At 58.5% G+C, this 15,745-nt stretch carries 15 protein-coding genes and 1 tRNA gene; 12 read left to right on the top strand and 4 right to left on the bottom strand.

Annotated elements, in window-relative coordinates; genetic code table 11:
* The first annotated feature begins 29 nt into the window (after positions 1-29).
* The 6 genes from ACFVHU_RS10355 to ACFVHU_RS10330 are packed head-to-tail and all read left to right on the top strand — an operon-like array spanning position 30 to position 6,179.
* Positions 30-890: a hypothetical protein gene (locus ACFVHU_RS10355; protein ID WP_388024238.1), complete on the top strand. Its 861-nt coding sequence runs from the start codon at positions 30-32 to the stop codon at positions 888-890.
* Positions 891-901: 11 nt separating this feature from the next.
* Positions 902-1,120 (top strand): hypothetical protein, encoded by a 219-nt coding sequence (locus tag ACFVHU_RS10350; protein WP_388024236.1) that lies wholly within the window; start codon positions 902-904, stop codon positions 1,118-1,120.
* Between the two features lie 29 nt (positions 1,121-1,149).
* Positions 1,150-1,674: a hypothetical protein gene (locus tag ACFVHU_RS10345; protein ID WP_388024235.1), complete on the top strand. Its 525-nt coding sequence runs from the start codon at positions 1,150-1,152 to the stop codon at positions 1,672-1,674.
* A gap of 3 nt (positions 1,675-1,677) precedes the next feature.
* A complete protein-coding gene (locus ACFVHU_RS10340) occupies positions 1,678-3,525 on the top strand; it encodes a polysaccharide deacetylase family protein (RefSeq protein ID WP_388024233.1) in 1,848 nt (615 codons plus the stop codon).
* A gap of 12 nt (positions 3,526-3,537) precedes the next feature.
* Positions 3,538-5,481, top strand: a complete 1,944-nt coding sequence (locus tag ACFVHU_RS10335) for a sialate O-acetylesterase (protein ID WP_388024231.1) — start codon at positions 3,538-3,540, stop codon at positions 5,479-5,481.
* Positions 5,478-6,179, top strand: a complete 702-nt coding sequence (locus tag ACFVHU_RS10330) for a hypothetical protein (RefSeq protein WP_388024229.1) — start codon at positions 5,478-5,480, stop codon at positions 6,177-6,179. The genes ACFVHU_RS10335 and ACFVHU_RS10330 overlap by 4 nt, the downstream gene beginning before the upstream one ends.
* A gap of 115 nt (positions 6,180-6,294) precedes the next feature.
* Here ACFVHU_RS10330 and ACFVHU_RS10325 read toward each other — a convergent pair whose 3' ends face one another.
* Entirely contained in the window at positions 6,295-7,170 is an 876-nt protein-coding gene (locus ACFVHU_RS10325; protein WP_388024228.1) for a hypothetical protein, read from the bottom strand.
* 253 nt (positions 7,171-7,423) lie between these two features.
* On the opposite strand from ACFVHU_RS10325, the gene ACFVHU_RS10320 reads away from it, so the two are divergent.
* The 5 genes from ACFVHU_RS10320 to ACFVHU_RS10300 all read left to right on the top strand — a co-directional run bounded on the left by ACFVHU_RS10320 (position 7,424) and on the right by ACFVHU_RS10300 (position 10,062).
* Positions 7,424-7,852: a hypothetical protein gene (locus tag ACFVHU_RS10320; protein ID WP_388024226.1), complete on the top strand. Its 429-nt coding sequence runs from the start codon at positions 7,424-7,426 to the stop codon at positions 7,850-7,852.
* Positions 7,845-8,171: a hypothetical protein gene (locus ACFVHU_RS10315; RefSeq protein ID WP_359196041.1), complete on the top strand. Its 327-nt coding sequence runs from the start codon at positions 7,845-7,847 to the stop codon at positions 8,169-8,171. Before ACFVHU_RS10320 ends, ACFVHU_RS10315 begins: the two co-directional genes overlap by 8 nt.
* Before the next feature lie 76 nt (positions 8,172-8,247).
* Positions 8,248-9,330 (top strand): N-acetylmuramoyl-L-alanine amidase, encoded by a 1,083-nt coding sequence (locus ACFVHU_RS10310; RefSeq protein WP_388024224.1) that lies wholly within the window; start codon positions 8,248-8,250, stop codon positions 9,328-9,330.
* Positions 9,331-9,339: 9 nt separating this feature from the next.
* Positions 9,340-9,654: a hypothetical protein gene (locus ACFVHU_RS10305; RefSeq protein WP_388024223.1), complete on the top strand. Its 315-nt coding sequence runs from the start codon at positions 9,340-9,342 to the stop codon at positions 9,652-9,654.
* 63 nt (positions 9,655-9,717) lie between these two features.
* On the top strand, positions 9,718-10,062 hold the full coding sequence (locus ACFVHU_RS10300; RefSeq protein WP_388024221.1) for a hypothetical protein: 345 nt from the start codon (positions 9,718-9,720) through the stop codon (positions 10,060-10,062).
* 144 nt (positions 10,063-10,206) lie between these two features.
* Here ACFVHU_RS10300 and ACFVHU_RS10295 read toward each other — a convergent pair whose 3' ends face one another.
* From ACFVHU_RS10295 to ACFVHU_RS10285, 3 genes are all read right to left on the bottom strand, one after another.
* Positions 10,207-11,313 (bottom strand): tyrosine-type recombinase/integrase, encoded by a 1,107-nt coding sequence (locus tag ACFVHU_RS10295; protein WP_388024220.1) that lies wholly within the window; start codon positions 11,311-11,313, stop codon positions 10,207-10,209.
* Positions 11,314-11,402: 89 nt separating this feature from the next.
* Positions 11,403-11,491: transfer RNA gene (locus tag ACFVHU_RS10290), tRNA-Ser, on the bottom strand.
* A gap of 63 nt (positions 11,492-11,554) precedes the next feature.
* Positions 11,555-13,642: a prolyl oligopeptidase family protein gene (locus tag ACFVHU_RS10285; RefSeq protein WP_388024218.1), complete on the bottom strand. Its 2,088-nt coding sequence runs from the start codon at positions 13,640-13,642 to the stop codon at positions 11,555-11,557.
* A 56-nt stretch (positions 13,643-13,698) separates the two neighbouring features.
* Here ACFVHU_RS10285 and ACFVHU_RS10280 point away from each other — a divergent pair, with 56 nt between their 5' ends.
* The gene (locus ACFVHU_RS10280; RefSeq protein ID WP_388024217.1) at positions 13,699-15,714 is read left to right on the top strand and encodes an FAD/NAD(P)-binding protein; all 2,016 of its coding nucleotides are present in this window, start codon (positions 13,699-13,701) and stop codon (positions 15,712-15,714) included.
* Positions 15,715-15,745 lie beyond the last annotated feature (31 nt).

The raw sequence follows: 15,745 nt of genomic DNA, 5'->3' as shown, positions 1-15,745 counted from the left end.
ACAGTACGGTAAACCAGAATAAGCGCCAAGTGCGAACTTACGGCACCAAAACTGACCTGGCTTCAACGGTTGTTGAGCGTGGTTCCACGCACTGGGCCGAGGGTTCGAACGTCAACATTGACGGGTTCCTCGGTGTCGCAGGTACGCAGCGGGTTACTGGCCTGCTGGACGTAACGGGGACGTTCAACGGTTCCGGCACGAACAACATGGACGGCACCAATAATCTGTCCGGAGATAACAACTTCTCCGGACAGAATGATTTCACTGGTCCGACAACGATGTCTGGCACGTTTGAGCAAAATGGCGAATCAACGTTCAACGGGCCTACCCACTTCAACGGGTCGGTAGATATTACCGAGACTCTGGATGTGACGGCAGAAACCCGTTTACGTGGTGCGACTACCGTTGAGGCTGACTTAGAGATCACCGCCGGCGGAATATTCAAAGCCGGCGTGACGGAGATCGAACCGAACGGGAAAGCAACGTTCGGGGACGTGGTCATTGACCCGAACAGTATTTACATGATTCAGGCTCCGGGCGGAAACATGGTTTCGGGTGCGGCTGATCAGATTTCATTATCGTCTTCTTCCTCGTCGTCGGTTTCTCTGGACTCGACCCGGGCTGAACTGGACTACAAGGGCGCAGCAAAAACCACCTTGGACGGGTCGAAAGCTCAGCTCAGCTTCGGGACGACTCTGGTCAAAGCCCGCGCCGGAGCGATCGATTTGGACGCTGCCAAGACATGGCTAACTGGTCAGATTGAAGTTGCCGGGTTTGCCCGCTTCCAAGGCGTGGGGTTCTACGCTCCTAATCTCCCGTCAACTTCGAACCCACCCAATCTTCACATCACTTCGGGCGGTCAGGTGTACCGCTCGACATGGACCCCGTAAGGAGCCACAGCATGCCTCAGCATGACGATACGGAATCAGAACTTCTTGGATGGATCGAAGAGCTCCAGCAAAAGGTCGCTGCAATGCAGTCAGAAAACACGTCGCTTCGACAGCAGGTGCTGGTCGCTGAATCAGTGATTCCGAAGTACCAGGAAGCTCTTGGAACGTCGCAGTTCGAGCTGTGGAAAACGCAGGCATTACTCAATATCTCAAATCAACCCACCGCTTAGCCGGTGGGTTTTCTAGTTAAGGAGGCGGGATGCCTGCAGTTGATTTCCGAGTTCGAGATCTGGTCGGTGCCAGCATGGCCAGCCGGCAATGCGTTGTCGTATTCCGGCCCAACGAGGCGATGTTGCAAGCGGCAACCACCACGCCCGGCACAATCCATCCCACGGCTGAAGTACGGGTCACGCCTAACTCGAACGGTGAAGGAACAGCAAATCTGACTGCCACCACGGTGATGGCCACGGATTGCTTCTACACCCTGCGCATCGAGTGGGTGGACGGGTCAGGCCCGAGCATGGACTTCCCTGGTTGGCAGATCCGCGTCCCCGTGGGCGCCGGCGGATCCCTTGACCAGTTCATCGTCATCGGACCACCACAAGGTGGCTGGGGGGGGTCACTCCCGAACCTGTCTCTCGTGATGATGGCACTGTCTCCAAACAGAGCGAAGCTAACCCCGCCACCTGGACTGCAACGCGGTCAGAACTGGTGGGACACCGACCCTGATGACCCACAAAACTTGAACGGTCAAAACACCGGCGACATTTACCGAGGAGTGTAAACAATGGCTCTTGCAACATCAGTTGTTCACGTTGCTAACGTGAACGGTCCTCGCGGTCCTGCCGGGTCCATTCATAAGGGATCGATCCCTAACGGGTCGAACATCAACACCTGGCACACCCCGGCTTACGAAGGTTCATGGACGTTCTCGGGTTCCGGCGCCGCGACCCTGACCGGTCTTCCGTCGGGCGTTGTGGCTGGCCAGTTGTTCGTCCTGCCTGGCTTGGGCGGACAGTTCCTCACCTCGTTCCGCTCCACTGGTTCTCCAGAGGCGTTCTGGTTCCGTGGACGTACAGGATTATCCGGCGGTTTCGGCGCGTGGATGAACCTGAACTCCACCAACACCATCAAGAACAGCGGCATCATTTCTGCCGGGGATAACCTCGATTACTGGTTTTTGCCCGAGAAGGCCGGGTTCTGGAGCCTGGCTTCAACGACGACGGCCCGTGAGGTTATTGGCCTGCCAGTTCCTGCACCCGGCAAGCTGTGGAATGACACCGGTGGTGTCAACACGCAGATGTACTTCTCATACGGCATTACCGGTTACCCGCCTGGCGTGTGGACTCGTCAGCGTCTGGGTTTGGCTACGTCCCAGTGGACTGAATGGGTCAACCTCATGGCGAGCGGTGGCGGTGGCGGCGGGGATGCTGACACTGAGCAGTACGCGCTCAAGCATGCTTTCCGCGTGGACGAAGCGCGCAAGCGTCTAGGGTACAAGCTCGGCACCGGAGGCAAAGCCGCTATCGCTCTCCAATTTGACGACTACAACGCGGCGTTCCGGGACAAGGTCCTCCCGATCCTGCGCGAGTTCGACATCCCGGCAACCATGGCGCTGGCCGTGAACTGGGTCGAAGGGAAAGTGAACCACGCTTTGGCCGAGGAAGTGCCGTGGGGAACCGTGCAATCGTGGGTTCTCAATGACGGCATGGAACCCCAGGGCCATTCATGGACTCACGGTGCAGCTTCAAGTGCGAGTGCGCTGAAGAAGGAAATCATCGACTCTGCAGATCATATGGAAAAGCAGATGCCTTCCGTGGTGATCGATGGTTGGTCCATGCCCGGAACAGGCGTATCGAGTGGCCCATACGGTGGATACGATGGCCAATCGATCGAGGACTTCACAGAGACCACCGCTGGCAAGATGCTCCTGTCCCGCTACGCCTTCGTCGGTGCCCGCAAGGGCGGCTATATGCAGCCTGGTGGCGGATATGACCTGATCGGACAGGCTCACGGTGGCATCGGTGAATCCACAAGCTCGCAGGAGTTCCGGGACAACGTCGAGAAGGCAATCGCGGGCAAGTACGCGCTGACTGGCCTGCATCATCCCGGTTGGCTGGATACCAGCGGGTATCGGACAACCGCGCAGCTGCGTGCTGACATTCAATGGCTCGCCGAGCAGCGCGACGCAGGACGAATCATGATTCTGACCCGACGGGCACTGTTCACTGTGGATCCGTCGGAGGACTACCGCAACAACTTGCTTCCCGGCGGATTCAACGGTTCTCTCAACGGTTGGGATGGATGGGCGCTGAACGCTTCCGGAAATCCGGCAACTTCTGGCACTGCTGCGCTGTCATACCCGCTAACCCTCTTGCCTGTGGCGTGGGCTCGCGGGAGCATCCGCGAATTCCATGCGGTAGTCAAGGCGACGGCAACCAGCGTCGTTCGCCTGGCTGTCTCTGGCGGAGCAACGAACACCACCAAGGACTACACGATCCCCGCTGGTACCTGGGTGGAGATCCGCAAGTTCTTCGCGGTTCCCAAGGTCGGGGGATCATCCCTGACTTTCAATCTTTCACGGGTCTCCGGCGGGACCGTGGAGGTCCAGCAAATCAACGCTTACGCAGCCTAAGGAGGCAACACGGTGAAGCGAACTAACACGGTCGCAGATGCGCTGAACACGGGCAATGCCATGGTGGATCCAGGCGAAGGGCTTCCCCTGATCCCGATCCCGCTAGATGGCCAATTCCCGGGACGCCCGGGCCCCGCCGGTCCGGGCGTTCCAGAGGGAGGTTCCACTGGCCAGTACATTGAGAAGACCAGCTCTGGCACAACCCAATGGGCAACTCCGACCAAGGCGAAGGTGGGGCTTCCGAATGTGGATAACACTTCGGATCTGAACAAGCCGATCAGCAGTGCGATGCAGCAGGCACTGGACGCGAAGCCCTCCCAGATTGAAGTCGAATTCGCCATGGAGAGCAAGGCTGATCTTGTCGGTGGCAAAGTACCAGCGAGTCAGATCCCGTCGGATGCACTGGTCACGGACTCGAATGTCGCGTCGAAGGTCAACGATCCACTGACCGGTGCGGCGATCGATGCACGCGTCAGCGAACAGGTAACGCCGGTGGTCCAGCAGATCACCGCGGATTACATTGCCTCGGACACGACGATCGTGGATGCCGCCGCGGCCGCAGTAAACGCTAACCCCACGATCGCCACGCTCTTGGATAAGAACGTGGAGCAAGATGATCGCATCGATGCTGTAGCTGAGTTCGCGCCATCAGCCGTACCGGACGATAACGACTTCGCCCATATAACCCTGGACGAAGCGGGGAAGCTGATCGAAGGCGAGAGATGGGATGGAACGAAGTACGTCACCCACCTCGAAGCCGGGACGCTGGATACTCCGGGAGGGTCCGTCCGCGTGGATTCCTTCGAAGGCTACGCGCATGTCACTACCGACGCTGCCGGCAAGCTGCTGATTGGCGAACGCGAGGATGGCACAATCCACATCCCCCACTTGGATGTGGATTCGTTGAACGGTGGTGCCGCTAGGACTGGGGCCGCGAAGATCCTTATCGTTGCGGGCCAGTCCAATGCTATCTGGCGATTCAACACTGACGGACCCGAACTGGCTGAGCCTGATTCCCGGTTGAAATGGTGGAACCGGATTAACGGAACCGTAGTGGACGTCTCCCCGAACGTAACCCCGTCGATCGCCTCGGCGTTCGCCCGCAAGTACCTGGAGGATAATCCGGATGCTGAATTGCTGATCGTGCCAGTGACGGTCGGCTCTACCGGATTCAGCTCGTCCTCCATCAACCCTCCACCAGAAGGCTACGTTTATAGCTCTGGTGGCACATGGGACCGCACGCTGACAGCCGATCCGAACAACCTCGCACAGCGGTTGTTCGACTCGCTGGCCGGAGCTCTAGCGTACACGGGCAACGCCGAAGTGCTGGCGATGCTCTGGTCCCAGGGAGAGAACGACCGGACACGGAAAACGGAAGCGACCTACGCCGCGGCGTTCGATGACCTAGTGGCGCAGATCCGCAACCAGACTGGACAGCCGGACCTGCCGGTGATCCTCGGATCACTGACTCCCGAGGAAATCGCCAGTCCGCAACAGGGCGGCCGTGAAGGTACTGACGGGATTGTGCGTGCCCATGAGAACACCCAGTCCCGGCTTTTCAACACCGCCTATGTGTTCGGACCGGCAAACCACCTCCAGTACAACGAGCAGATTCACTTCTCTCCGGAGGGCAACCGGGAGCGCGGCGAGCGGATGGCAACCGACGGTCTACGCCGGGCCAGGCTGAACCTTGCTGGTGGGTTGCCTTACTCACCGAGAAACCCGCAGGCACTTCGTTCAGGTGATCAGGTAATCATCAGCTGGGACTACCCACTGGGCCGGGCCATGTCCTTCACCCTCGAAACCAGCACCGACGGGATCACGTGGGCTAGCCAAACTCTGGCTGGGCCTCTGGCAACCACTCACACCATTACCAGCAGCACCCCGGTTCGGGCCCGCATCAGCACATCGAACGAATCAGGAACCAGCTATCCGACCATGGAGGTATCAGCATGACCGTCATCGAACGACGAAAGTACACGGCAACCGGCGGCAACAGCGCCTCACTGCCAACTCTCCTGCCCGGGCTGGGAGTGGCTGGGGTAGCTCACCGGTGGTCATCGTCCATGCTCGGAACGATCGGGCAGCCGGTTTCCAGCTGGCCGGCATACACAGGGGATGTCGCCCTGGCTCAGTCCACCGTGACTGCGCAGCCCATTGCCGGCACTGGGCCTAACGGTACGAAGGTGCTGCGCACTGATGGCGTAGACGACGTGATCACCGCGGGGTCGCTGCTGACTAATGCAAAGACGGTGACGTTCTTGCTTAGGGTTCTGGACCCGGCAGGAACCACTGAAGGAGCAGTCGCGTGGGATGGCGGCTACCTGATGCGCGGATCGCAGGGTGGAAGTGCCTCGACACGCATTGGCGCCACGGCTTTATCTCAGCCGGAGAGCTTGGATCAGCCGATGTTCCATGTGGTGACGGTGATCAACGACTTCGCTGGCGGTGTCGGTGCAACAGTGGTCGACGGGAACTACGGTGCTCAGGCAACAGATCGTGAAAACACGAACGTATCTATCGGGCGCGCATCAACGAACTATGGCCGTGTCGAAGTGCTGGAAGTGGCGGTATGGAAGCGGGCGCTGAGCCAGGCGGAATGCCAGACAGTGCGTACTGCTTTGCAGTCCGCCTATCCTGGGCTTGTTGCTTAGGCTAGGTTTCCGTTGGCGGCTTCTTCTGAGTACCAATCGCTTAGGTAGTCAGATTCCATGAGAATCATTTCGGCTGCTTCAGTGATGTCCATGCGGGTAATCATACATGGCCAAATTATCGTGAAACAGTGACAGGTGGGGTGAAGTTCGCGAGGACTTCGCCCCATCCGCCCTCTTGAAGAGTGAAGCTGGCGATGATCTGCCGAATTTCCTCGGGTGAAGGTGCTACGTGTCCCTGACCCCAGTTACCCATGTGTATACGGACTCGCGATTGATCGTCGAGTGATGACAGGAACGGCTCCATATGGTTCTGCACGTGGTTATCGGATTCGTTCTGCACGTAAAGAATGTAGTTAGGAACCTGTCCGTCATACCAATCCAGCAGATTGGAATTGAACGAGGTGGCTAGGGCTTCTTCATGCTGTTCCTGCGTTTCCGTTCCGAAAGCTGCCTCGGTGTAGGCCCGCTGATTAGCCAGCCCGAAGTTGGCAATGATCGTCTGCGGGTTGATTGCTACCGCAAGTGAGTCTGGGAACAGCTTCGAATAGTAGAGTGCTGCGAAACCGCCGGCGGATGGACCCCAGAAGAGGGTGCGCGTTCCGCCTGCTTGGACCAGTAGTTTGTCGATAATCTTCGGGAGCTGCTTTTGGAAGTCGAGCTCACGAGTACCAGCGAACCAAGCGATCTTGTGTTCGGATCCTGCATACAAGCCTGAATCTGCGATGAAGATCCGATTCACTGGACCGTCTTGGCTGACCTTAGCCCCTGCAAACATCGGCAATGGGGTCTCTGCCTTGGTAAGAGCCGCGTGGAAAGACACAACCGTCGTTGAGCTATTCGCGGGCGAATAGAGGAGATCGATAGGCAGAGCACCGCTAATAGAAATAATTCCGGGTTTGATGTGTTCTGCGTGAAGGAATTCGTTGAGCGATGTGAACGTTTGTACTGGCTTCTTGTATCGCTCGATGTTTCGACGCGGGTATTCAGTCATGGGTGACAATTTACCGTCTCGATTACCAGACTGGCGAGTATTCGTCCCACGTCCCGTTGCGCATTACCCGATAGGAAGTGCCGGTGGAAGCCGCAATCTCGTGTGCTTTATCCTCGGACTCCACTTCATACCATTGGCCGTCGCTGTAGATTTCTACTTTTTCACTGTCCATTCTTAGATCGTATTGGATCGGAGGCACTATGCCTACTCATGTGTTTCAGCCGTCCCGTAACCCGCCGAGGGGGTGCGTCGCATGATCTTGAAGGGTAAGTATCAGCAGGGTCGCCGGCTCATGCTCGGCGCGGTGGTCTTGTTAGCGGTCACCCACATTTGCGGGTACCTGCCCAACTCGGCACCAAATAACCTGCCGGTGAATTGGACGCGCATTGTCACGTTCATTCCCGCATGGGTGTGGGTTATCGCGTGGGCGGTCACAGCGGTTATCGCAGTGTGGGAGATGATCGCGCAACGAGGTAGGAAAGCTATCAGCCTGACCGTCGCCCTATGCACGGCAACCGCAGCAACCTACCTGTTCTCCTATATCGTGACCATCCTCAACGTTGGTTGGGGTTCACGCGAATGGTTCTACCTCGGTTTGTATGGTTCGTTCGCCTTGATTGTTTCCGGCCTGCTAACCAAAATCGGTGCACTCAAGCGCGGAGGTATCCGAACCGATGACTAACATCAACTGGGGGGTTGTTGCACAAGTCGTCGTCCCAATCGTCGTCGCCGCACTCGCAGCATGGGCTACACGTGCAGCGCACCGAACCCAAAAAGGCAGCCGAGAAAACGCGCTCATCGACCAACTTCAAGAACAGCTCATCCAAGCTGACAAGCGTGCTGATAAGCAGGATGAACGGTTGGACAAGATGGAAGCGAAACTGAACACGGTCATGCGTACTAGTCGTGTTCGTCTCGATTACATCTACCGGCTCCGACACCACATTGACACTGGACAACCTCCACCAGCGCCGGATTGGCCTGCTGGTATTCACGACTGACCGCCGTTAGCGGTCTTTTCCTTTTGCCCCGTCATGGTGTGTGGCGGGGCTTTCTCATGCCCGAAAGGTGGCCCTCATGGCTATTTATCCCGGCGCTAAGAAGCGTCTTATCCCGAAGTGGAACAAGGTGAAGATTGCCCGGTGGCGGCGCATGAACCTGCATGTTGCCGTGTCTGAAGCGTCGAGCTTGTATGGCATGTTCTCGCGTTCCAACAGTGCTTGCAGCCACTTCTACGTGGCGAAGGATGGCACCGTGGAGCAGTACATTGATACTGCTTATCGTTCCGCGTCGGACATGAACGGCAACGACTCTACTATTTCGGTAGAGACCCAGGGCGGCGTGAAGAACCCGGACGGCGAACCGTGGACTGACGAGCAGGTTGAAGCGCTCACCAAGCTGTGGAAGTGGGCACGCGACACCCACGAAATCAAGAATCAGGTCGCCAAGAACACCCAGAGCAACGAGAACAGTGCTGGGCTGTCGTGGCATCGCCTTGGCGTTGAGGGTAACTTCGCTGGGCGTCCGGGTATCCTTTCCAGCTCTTACAAGCCTGGGGGTATCAAGTTCAGCTCTGCACGCGGAAAGATCTGTCCCGGTGACGCGAAGATCCTGCAGATCCCCGGCATCTGGGCAGCAGCCAACGGCGAAGTGGGTGACGTGAAGCCCGCTGGCAAGCCGTCTAAGCCAGTCAAGCCGAAGCCTAAGCCTGCTAAGGTTGCCGACCAGTCGCCTACCAACGTTCCGAACGGCTCCACGAACTTCCCGGACAACTACGCCGATCTGACGATCAACGGCAACTTCCTGTCCTGGGAGATCGGTGCCCTGCAGATCCTGCTGGAGAACGTCGTGAACGGTCTCAACAAGCAGTGGGATGGCAAGTTCGAGAAGCTGACCATCACTGACACCATGACGCTGATGCAGCGCAACGGCTACTACCTCAAGACCCCGTTCGCCGCCCGTGGTGCCAAGAAGGGCACGCCGCTCAAGAAGGACGGCAAGGCCGGCTACTGGTTCTGGGTCGAGTTCCAGCGCATGATGGCCGACGACCTGGGCCACCGCGGCAAGGTCTACTACGACACCCGCAAGTGGCGCCTTGACGGCAAGCCCGAAAAGGAAACCGGCAAGGCCATCCAGCGATGGCTCAACGACAACAACTAAGGAGACACCATGGCTAAGCATGCATCCGTCACCACCCAGTCCCAGCACCCGTGGCGAGCTACCGTCCGAACGATCCTCGCGGTCATCGTCGCTCTCGCGGCCATGGCACCGTCGATCTACACGGCTGCCACTATGGGTAGCCCAGAAGCTGCCACCGGCGCCGCTGCGCTGGCATTGGGTATCGCTGCGGCGATCACCCGCATCATGGCCCTGCCAGGTATGGAGTCGTTCTTCCAACGTTTCCTGCCTTGGTTGGCAGCCGGTACCAAGACTGACGAACCACCCGCAGGCAATGTCGAAGGCACAGTGACCCTGGACGAATAGACAAAACCGCCCCATCCTCAAACGAGGGTGGGGCGGTTTTCTGCGTTAAGAGACAATCGAAGCATGGCTGAGTTCTCCGACCCTCGCTTCGAGCAAATGCGTACGTACATGGTCCGGGAATACCCTTACGTGCAGGTGACACACCCGGAGCTCGGCAAGATCCATGCCCGCGTGCGCGGTTGGATACCAGGTGAACTGTTTATCGAGTACCCGTCCAATGGTGCGCGCTGGGTGTACAACGGGCCCTTGGACGTGAAGTGGGTACCAACCACTTCGGCCACTCGCATCCGGCAGAGCGACAGCCTCTGGCGAAGCACTGAAGACAATCACACATGGCACCAACGCGAAGACCAGAAGATCAGCTTCCGACCAGACCCGTGGACATCAAGCCTCCCGGCATCCGACTAGAATTCGCCTTATGGATCAATACGGAAACCTCGGACCCTACCAAGACCCTAGAATCAGGCAATGGTGGGACGAGCTAGAAGTTGAGAAGCAAGACGGCGAAGAATAAGCATAGCCCCGCAGAGTTCAATTTGCGGGGCATACTTTTCACCCAAATGCGGAGTCGGCGATGGACGCGCCGCGAGCGTGAGCACCCTCCACCAAGTGGCTGTATCGGTCCACCGTAGTCTTGACTGATTCATGGCCTAACCGCCGGGACAGTTCGTACATGTCCATCCCGTTGGCCAGCATCATCGATGCGTGCGTGTGCCGTATGTCGTGAGGACGTGGCCGCCGCTCCTTCGAAACTCCTAGTGCCGTCCAAGCTTGCCCCCAGACTTTGTGATAGCCGGACGAACGGATCTGCCGACCATACACGGTCTTGAAGACGAGTTCTTCATCTGTGCGATTTGCGAGTAAAGGCCGCATCATCTTGTCCGCCTGCCGGGACAGCGAAACGGACCGTTTGCCCTTCCTGGTCTTGGGAGCGCCAAGGTAATACTTGTACTTGTCATCTTCCTTCCAAGCTTTGGTGATACGTAGGACGGATGTGGCACCGATGAACCCGAAGTCGGGTTTCTGCACGGCAGTCAGTTCACCGAACCGCGCCCCGGAATAGAGGAGCATCCAGGAGAACGGGACGTAGTGGGCGTGCATGACTCCCATGAGGTCGTTCCATTGGTCGAGCGGGATGATCTGCATCTGCTCGGTGGGCCGGTTGTCTTTGGGTAGGCGTACGCCGGCGCAGGGGTTGTGGTCGAGGATGCGGAGCCGGATGCCCGTGGAGAACGCGGCGGACAGCAGGCCGCGCTGGTTGGCGATGCTTTTTGCCTGCAGCCCTTTTTCGGCCATGTAGCGTTGCCAGTCCACGATGTGTTCGGAGGTGACACGGCGGATCTTCATGGCGCCGAGCTCTCCGGCGAAGTGCTGTTCCACGGCTTTGCGGTATCGGCTGAGCTGGTAGTCGCCTACGTCGGTGAGCTGGTCGATGTGGCGTATTAGGAGTTCGGTGACGGTTGGTCCTTGTTCGAGTTGGTTCTCGATGGATTCTAGGGCCCGGTCCGTGTCGCCTTGGGCTGCTTCGATGACGGCTTTCCAGCGCAGGGCGTCTTTTTCGGTGTCGAAGGACTGTGATTCGCGGGTTCCGTTGGTGAGCCATCGAACGCGGTGTTTGGTGGTTCCGGTGGGGGTGTTGTATTTGTCGAGGCTTGCCATGGGATCAGTATGGGGCATAGCCATGACCATTTGTGACGGTTCCATGACCACCCAACAAAAAAACCCCTAGGTGACTAGGGGTTTTATCGCGGACACGGGGGGATTTGAACCCCCGGTCGAGTTTTAGCCCGACCCTTCATTAGCAGTGAAGTCCATTCGGCCGCTCTGGCACGTGTCCATCCGCTGTTTCCAGCAGAATCTAGCCTACCCGAAGATGGGCGCGTGTTCCAAAACGAGAGAGCTAACGCACCTGTCGCCACAGGAATTCGTAGCTGGTCGCCAGCATTTTGGCGGTTGACTCGTTATCCGTTGACCCGGCATGGCCACCGCCCTGTGGCTCGTGGTACCGCACATTGGCAATGCCCAGATCCATCATTTTGGCTGCCATGATGCGTGCCTGCGAAGGGCCGACACGGTCATCAGAAGTCGTGGTCCAAATCAACGAGGCCGGATAGTCATTGGCTGGATGAGGCTGGTCGGTGAGTCGATGCACGGGGGAGAAAGTCCGCAGGAAGTCCCAGTCCCCGGGAACCTGCGGGTCGCCGTACTCGGCAATCCAGGAATGGCCGGCAGCTAGCTGCGTGTAGCGCTGCATGTCCAATAGCGGGACGCCGCAGGAAATTGCTCCGAACAAGTGCGGGTAGCCAGAGATCATATTGCCCATGAGCAACCCGCCGTTAGAACGCCCTGTCGCGGCCAAATGCGCGCGGGACGTCACCCGGCGAGCCACCAGGTCCTGGGCGATGGCTGCGAAATCCTCGTAGGCACGATGGCGCTTTTCACGCAGGGCAGCACGATGCCAATCCGGCCCGTACTCGCCACCACCGCGAATGTTGGCCATGACGTATACCGGTTTGCGGCCCTCAACGGTACGCCGCGATAACCAACCGGTGCCCATGGCGGCTGCATAGCCAGGAGTCATGCTGTGCTGGAAACCGCCGTAGCCGTCCATCAGCACCGGGTTCTTCCCATCGTGAACCAAGTCGGATGCCGCGACCTGGAAATATGGAACCCTGGTGCCGTCCGCAGAGGACGCAAAATGCTGGGTGACTTCAAAACCACCGGCATCAAAGCGATCCGGCGATTTCTTCACGACCTTTGCTGCCGAACCAACTGTGCCGCGCAACAAGGTAGTAGGGGTAATGAATCCGGTGATGGTCATCCAATAGTCATCGCCATGCTCCGGGTCCTCATCATCAACGGCTCCCACCGAGACGCTGAGCATTGGATCCTTCAGCGGCATGTCCGACTGGCTGAAATGATCTGCGAGATCAATAATGCGCACTTGCGAAGCCACATCACACAATACGGTGAGCAGCAGATAATTGGCGGTAAAGCTCAATGATTCCAGCGCAGTGTGCGCATCCGGGACGAAGAGAACCTTCTCGATGCTGCCGGACTCGAGGAATCTATCCAGCCGGGCGATAGCCAATGAACCCGCAGCGATCTTCTGGCCCTGGTGTTCCCAATTGGTTTGGGGAGCAAAGAGGGCCCACTGCCGGTGCAGGCTGACCTGCACATCGGTTGGAACATCGATCAGATGGTGTTCCCCGTCGATGAGGACACCGGCAGTGGAATTGTAGAAGTCGATGGCATCAGTGGTGACCACGCGTTCGAATCCCGGAGTCGAATCGAAGTAGCCGAAGGCTGCGACATGTTCTCTATCGACTTGGAAGAGAATTGGCGCTTCTTCGATCTCCATGCCGCGGCTGAGCCTTCTCAAGGTATTCGCGTAGGTCGAACGGGTTGTGAACTGCTCGCTGCTGGCGGAACCGACAAGCAACGTATCGTGGTCAATCCACGAGGCTTGGGTCTTCGCAACGGGAAGGTCGAAACCGCCGGCAACGAAGCTCTTGGAGGCCAGATCGAATTCGCGAATGCGCACCTGGTCGCCGCCGTCAGGACTCAAGCGAAGCAGCGCCCGCTGGTAGGCGCCACCGGCCGCTGGACGCAGGAGTGCTGAACCAGCGAAATGCCATTCGTGGCCTTCCAGCTGCGCATGCAGGTCAAGATCCAATAGGATTTCCCACTGCGGGTCGTCGCTGAGGTAGGAATTCCAAGTGGTGCGACGCCAAAGTCCAAGACGATGGGCGGAATCGCGCCAGAAGTTGTAGTAGTGATCGCCACGCTTGGTCACCATGGGAATGCGGTCTTGGGCATCCAGGACCGTTTTGATCCGCTCCGCAGTGGCATGGAACGAGTCGTCGTACAGCTCGGACTCGGTACGCTGGGTCTGATCCCGCACCCATTCGAGTGCCGTTTCGTCGTGAATTCCTTCAAGCCAGGAATACGGATCAGCGCTTGCAACCTCAGAATCATGCTCAGTCATGGCCATAGTCTATGCGTCTGGCCCATGCCCTGTTCCAAAGGTAATAACCTAGAGGAGTGAACAGCGAGATAGCAACACCAAAGAACGAGTTCAGCCTGGCCCTTGTCGGGGCAGGCCCACGCGGCACGAGCGTGGTTGAAAGACTCGCTAACTTGGCGTTGAAACTCCCGGCCCAAGGCACCGTTCTGAAAGTTACGGTCTTTGATCCGTTCCCTCCGGGCTCCGGCCACGTGTGGAACCCGGAACAGTCGGAGCATTTCCTGATGAACACCCCGTCATCATTTCCGACAGTGGCCCCCGAACGGTTGGGCGATGAACCGGGGCTGAGCTTTCGCCAGTTCGTCGCACTGCGCGGCGATGGACGCAAGCTCACCGATGAGCATGCCAAGCTGATCGGGCAAATTGAACCCGGCTCCTATCCGTCACGCGCAATCTATGGCGAGTACCTCGAGCACGTGTATGAGCGCAGCGCAGCGATACTTGCCACCCACGAGAATTTCAGCATCGAACATGTAGCCGCAGAAGTCGTTGCGGTCCGCCCCGTCGGCAACGCCTATCAGATCGATTTCCGCAGTAACCTGGAGGGTGCCGAAACCCGTCAGCTGGCCGCTGACGCTGTGGTGCTGGCCTTGGGCCACCAGCCGGCAGAACTGAACCCATGGCAGAAGCAGCTCAAGGAAGCTGCCTCCCAAGCCGGGGCCACCTACCTGCCACCGAATGTTCCAGCGGACCTCGACTACTCCCAGTTCAAGGAGGGCCAGCCTGCGTTGATCCGCGGGTTGGGCTTGAATTTCTTTGACGGCATGGCCGAGCTGACGGCAGGCCGCGGCGGGATTTTCCGTGAAGCCGGCACCGAGCCGGGGCATCGCCTGCAGTACATCGGCTCAGGCCGGGAGCCGGCACTGATCGTAGCTTCGCGCCGAGGTACCCCCTACTGGGGCAAGCCAGTAGTGGAGCAGTTCATTCCTGATGAAATTGAACTACGCTACTTCGACGCTCCGGAACTCATCGGGCGCCTTGCCGAAGCACGCGCCACCAACCCTGCCTCCTCCTTGGTGTTCTCACGCCATATTTGGCCCAAACTGCACCGGGACATCTTGTTCGCCTACTACAGCACCTGCGCTCGCGCGCATGGTGCCCCGGAAGGCCTCGATGAGCGAGAATTCGTTGATCAGCTCGAAGCGATCCTCTCTGCGGAGCACCATGAAGGAAGCCAAGTGTGGCTTAGCGAACTGCGCAAGTTCGTCGGGCAGTTCCCGCAGTTGCAGTGGCTCGATGTGCCAAAGCTGGCAAGGCCATTTGAAGAACTCGGGTTCAGCTCCGATGAGCAATACCAGCAGGCAGTACGCGACTACCTCGTGGGCAACGCCCGGCACAGCACCGGCGGGCTAGAAGACCCGTTGTCATGCGCCATCATGACGATGAATGCCGGACGCATGCTGGTCAAGGAGCTGATTGCTTCCGGCGTGATCGACGAGCAGTCGCGCATTGAAGAAATCCAAGCGCACTTCGAGCCACTGGTCGAAGGGCTGTCCTCAGGCCCGCCGCTCGAACGCATTGAACAGCTGCTGGCGCTCTCGCGCGCCGGGATCGTAACCTTCCTTGGCCCGGACCCGGAGTTCGGCTTCGACGAGGCTTCCGAGCAGTTCACCGCCTCCTCGCCCTGGGTAGATGCGGAGGTGCACACTGCGAAGACCATGTGCGAAGCGATGATGCCGAGTAACCGCGTGCTGCAAAATAACGCGGCACTGATAAAGCAGCTCTTGGGAGATCACGTAGCGCGCGTGCACACTTGGAAGAACACGGAAGGCGAAAGCCTGCCTGGATCCGGTTTCGACGTGGTCGGTGAACCATACCGCCTGGTCAACAGCGATGGGCTGGCGCACCGCGGGCTATTCGTGCTGGGATTGCAATTGTCATCAGCGCAGTGGGGGACCGCTATTGCCGCGCAAGCGGGCGACCTGCGCCACCCCGCGGCCCGAACCTTGCAAGACGCAGCCAACGTAGTGAACGAAGTGGCTCGCCTGGCGGGGCTGATCGCCAACGAAAGATTAAGCGCGGAGCAGTATTAAGCAGTTTGGCGGGCTGATCCAAGGATCAGCC

Source organism: Glutamicibacter sp. NPDC127525, from assembly GCF_042672105.1.
GTDB lineage: Bacteria > Actinomycetota > Actinomycetes > Actinomycetales > Micrococcaceae > Glutamicibacter.
The sequence above is the reverse complement of the archived record's forward strand: the minus strand, read 5'-3'. Positions and strand labels throughout refer to the sequence as shown.

Excerpts from the sequence above, each read along its gene's own strand:
- ACFVHU_RS10325 (WP_388024228.1), bottom strand. The coding sequence starts at position 7,170 with ATGACTGAATACCCGCGTCGAAACATCGAGCGATACAAGAAGCCAGTA.
- ACFVHU_RS10330 (WP_388024229.1), top strand. The coding sequence starts at position 5,478 with ATGACCGTCATCGAACGACGAAAGTACACGGCAACCGGCGGCAACAGC.
- ACFVHU_RS10305 (WP_388024223.1), top strand. The coding sequence starts at position 9,340 with ATGGCTAAGCATGCATCCGTCACCACCCAGTCCCAGCACCCGTGGCGA.
- ACFVHU_RS10350 (WP_388024236.1), top strand. The coding sequence starts at position 902 with ATGCCTCAGCATGACGATACGGAATCAGAACTTCTTGGATGGATCGAA.
- ACFVHU_RS10315 (WP_359196041.1), top strand. The coding sequence starts at position 7,845 with ATGACTAACATCAACTGGGGGGTTGTTGCACAAGTCGTCGTCCCAATC.
- ACFVHU_RS10300 (WP_388024221.1), top strand. The coding sequence starts at position 9,718 with ATGGCTGAGTTCTCCGACCCTCGCTTCGAGCAAATGCGTACGTACATG.
- ACFVHU_RS10295 (WP_388024220.1), bottom strand. The coding sequence starts at position 11,313 with ATGGCAAGCCTCGACAAATACAACACCCCCACCGGAACCACCAAACAC.
- ACFVHU_RS10345 (WP_388024235.1), top strand. The coding sequence starts at position 1,150 with ATGCCTGCAGTTGATTTCCGAGTTCGAGATCTGGTCGGTGCCAGCATG.
- ACFVHU_RS10310 (WP_388024224.1), top strand. The coding sequence starts at position 8,248 with ATGGCTATTTATCCCGGCGCTAAGAAGCGTCTTATCCCGAAGTGGAAC.
- ACFVHU_RS10340 (WP_388024233.1), top strand. The coding sequence starts at position 1,678 with ATGGCTCTTGCAACATCAGTTGTTCACGTTGCTAACGTGAACGGTCCT.
- ACFVHU_RS10320 (WP_388024226.1), top strand. The coding sequence starts at position 7,424 with ATGATCTTGAAGGGTAAGTATCAGCAGGGTCGCCGGCTCATGCTCGGC.
- ACFVHU_RS10285 (WP_388024218.1), bottom strand. The coding sequence starts at position 13,642 with ATGACTGAGCATGATTCTGAGGTTGCAAGCGCTGATCCGTATTCCTGG.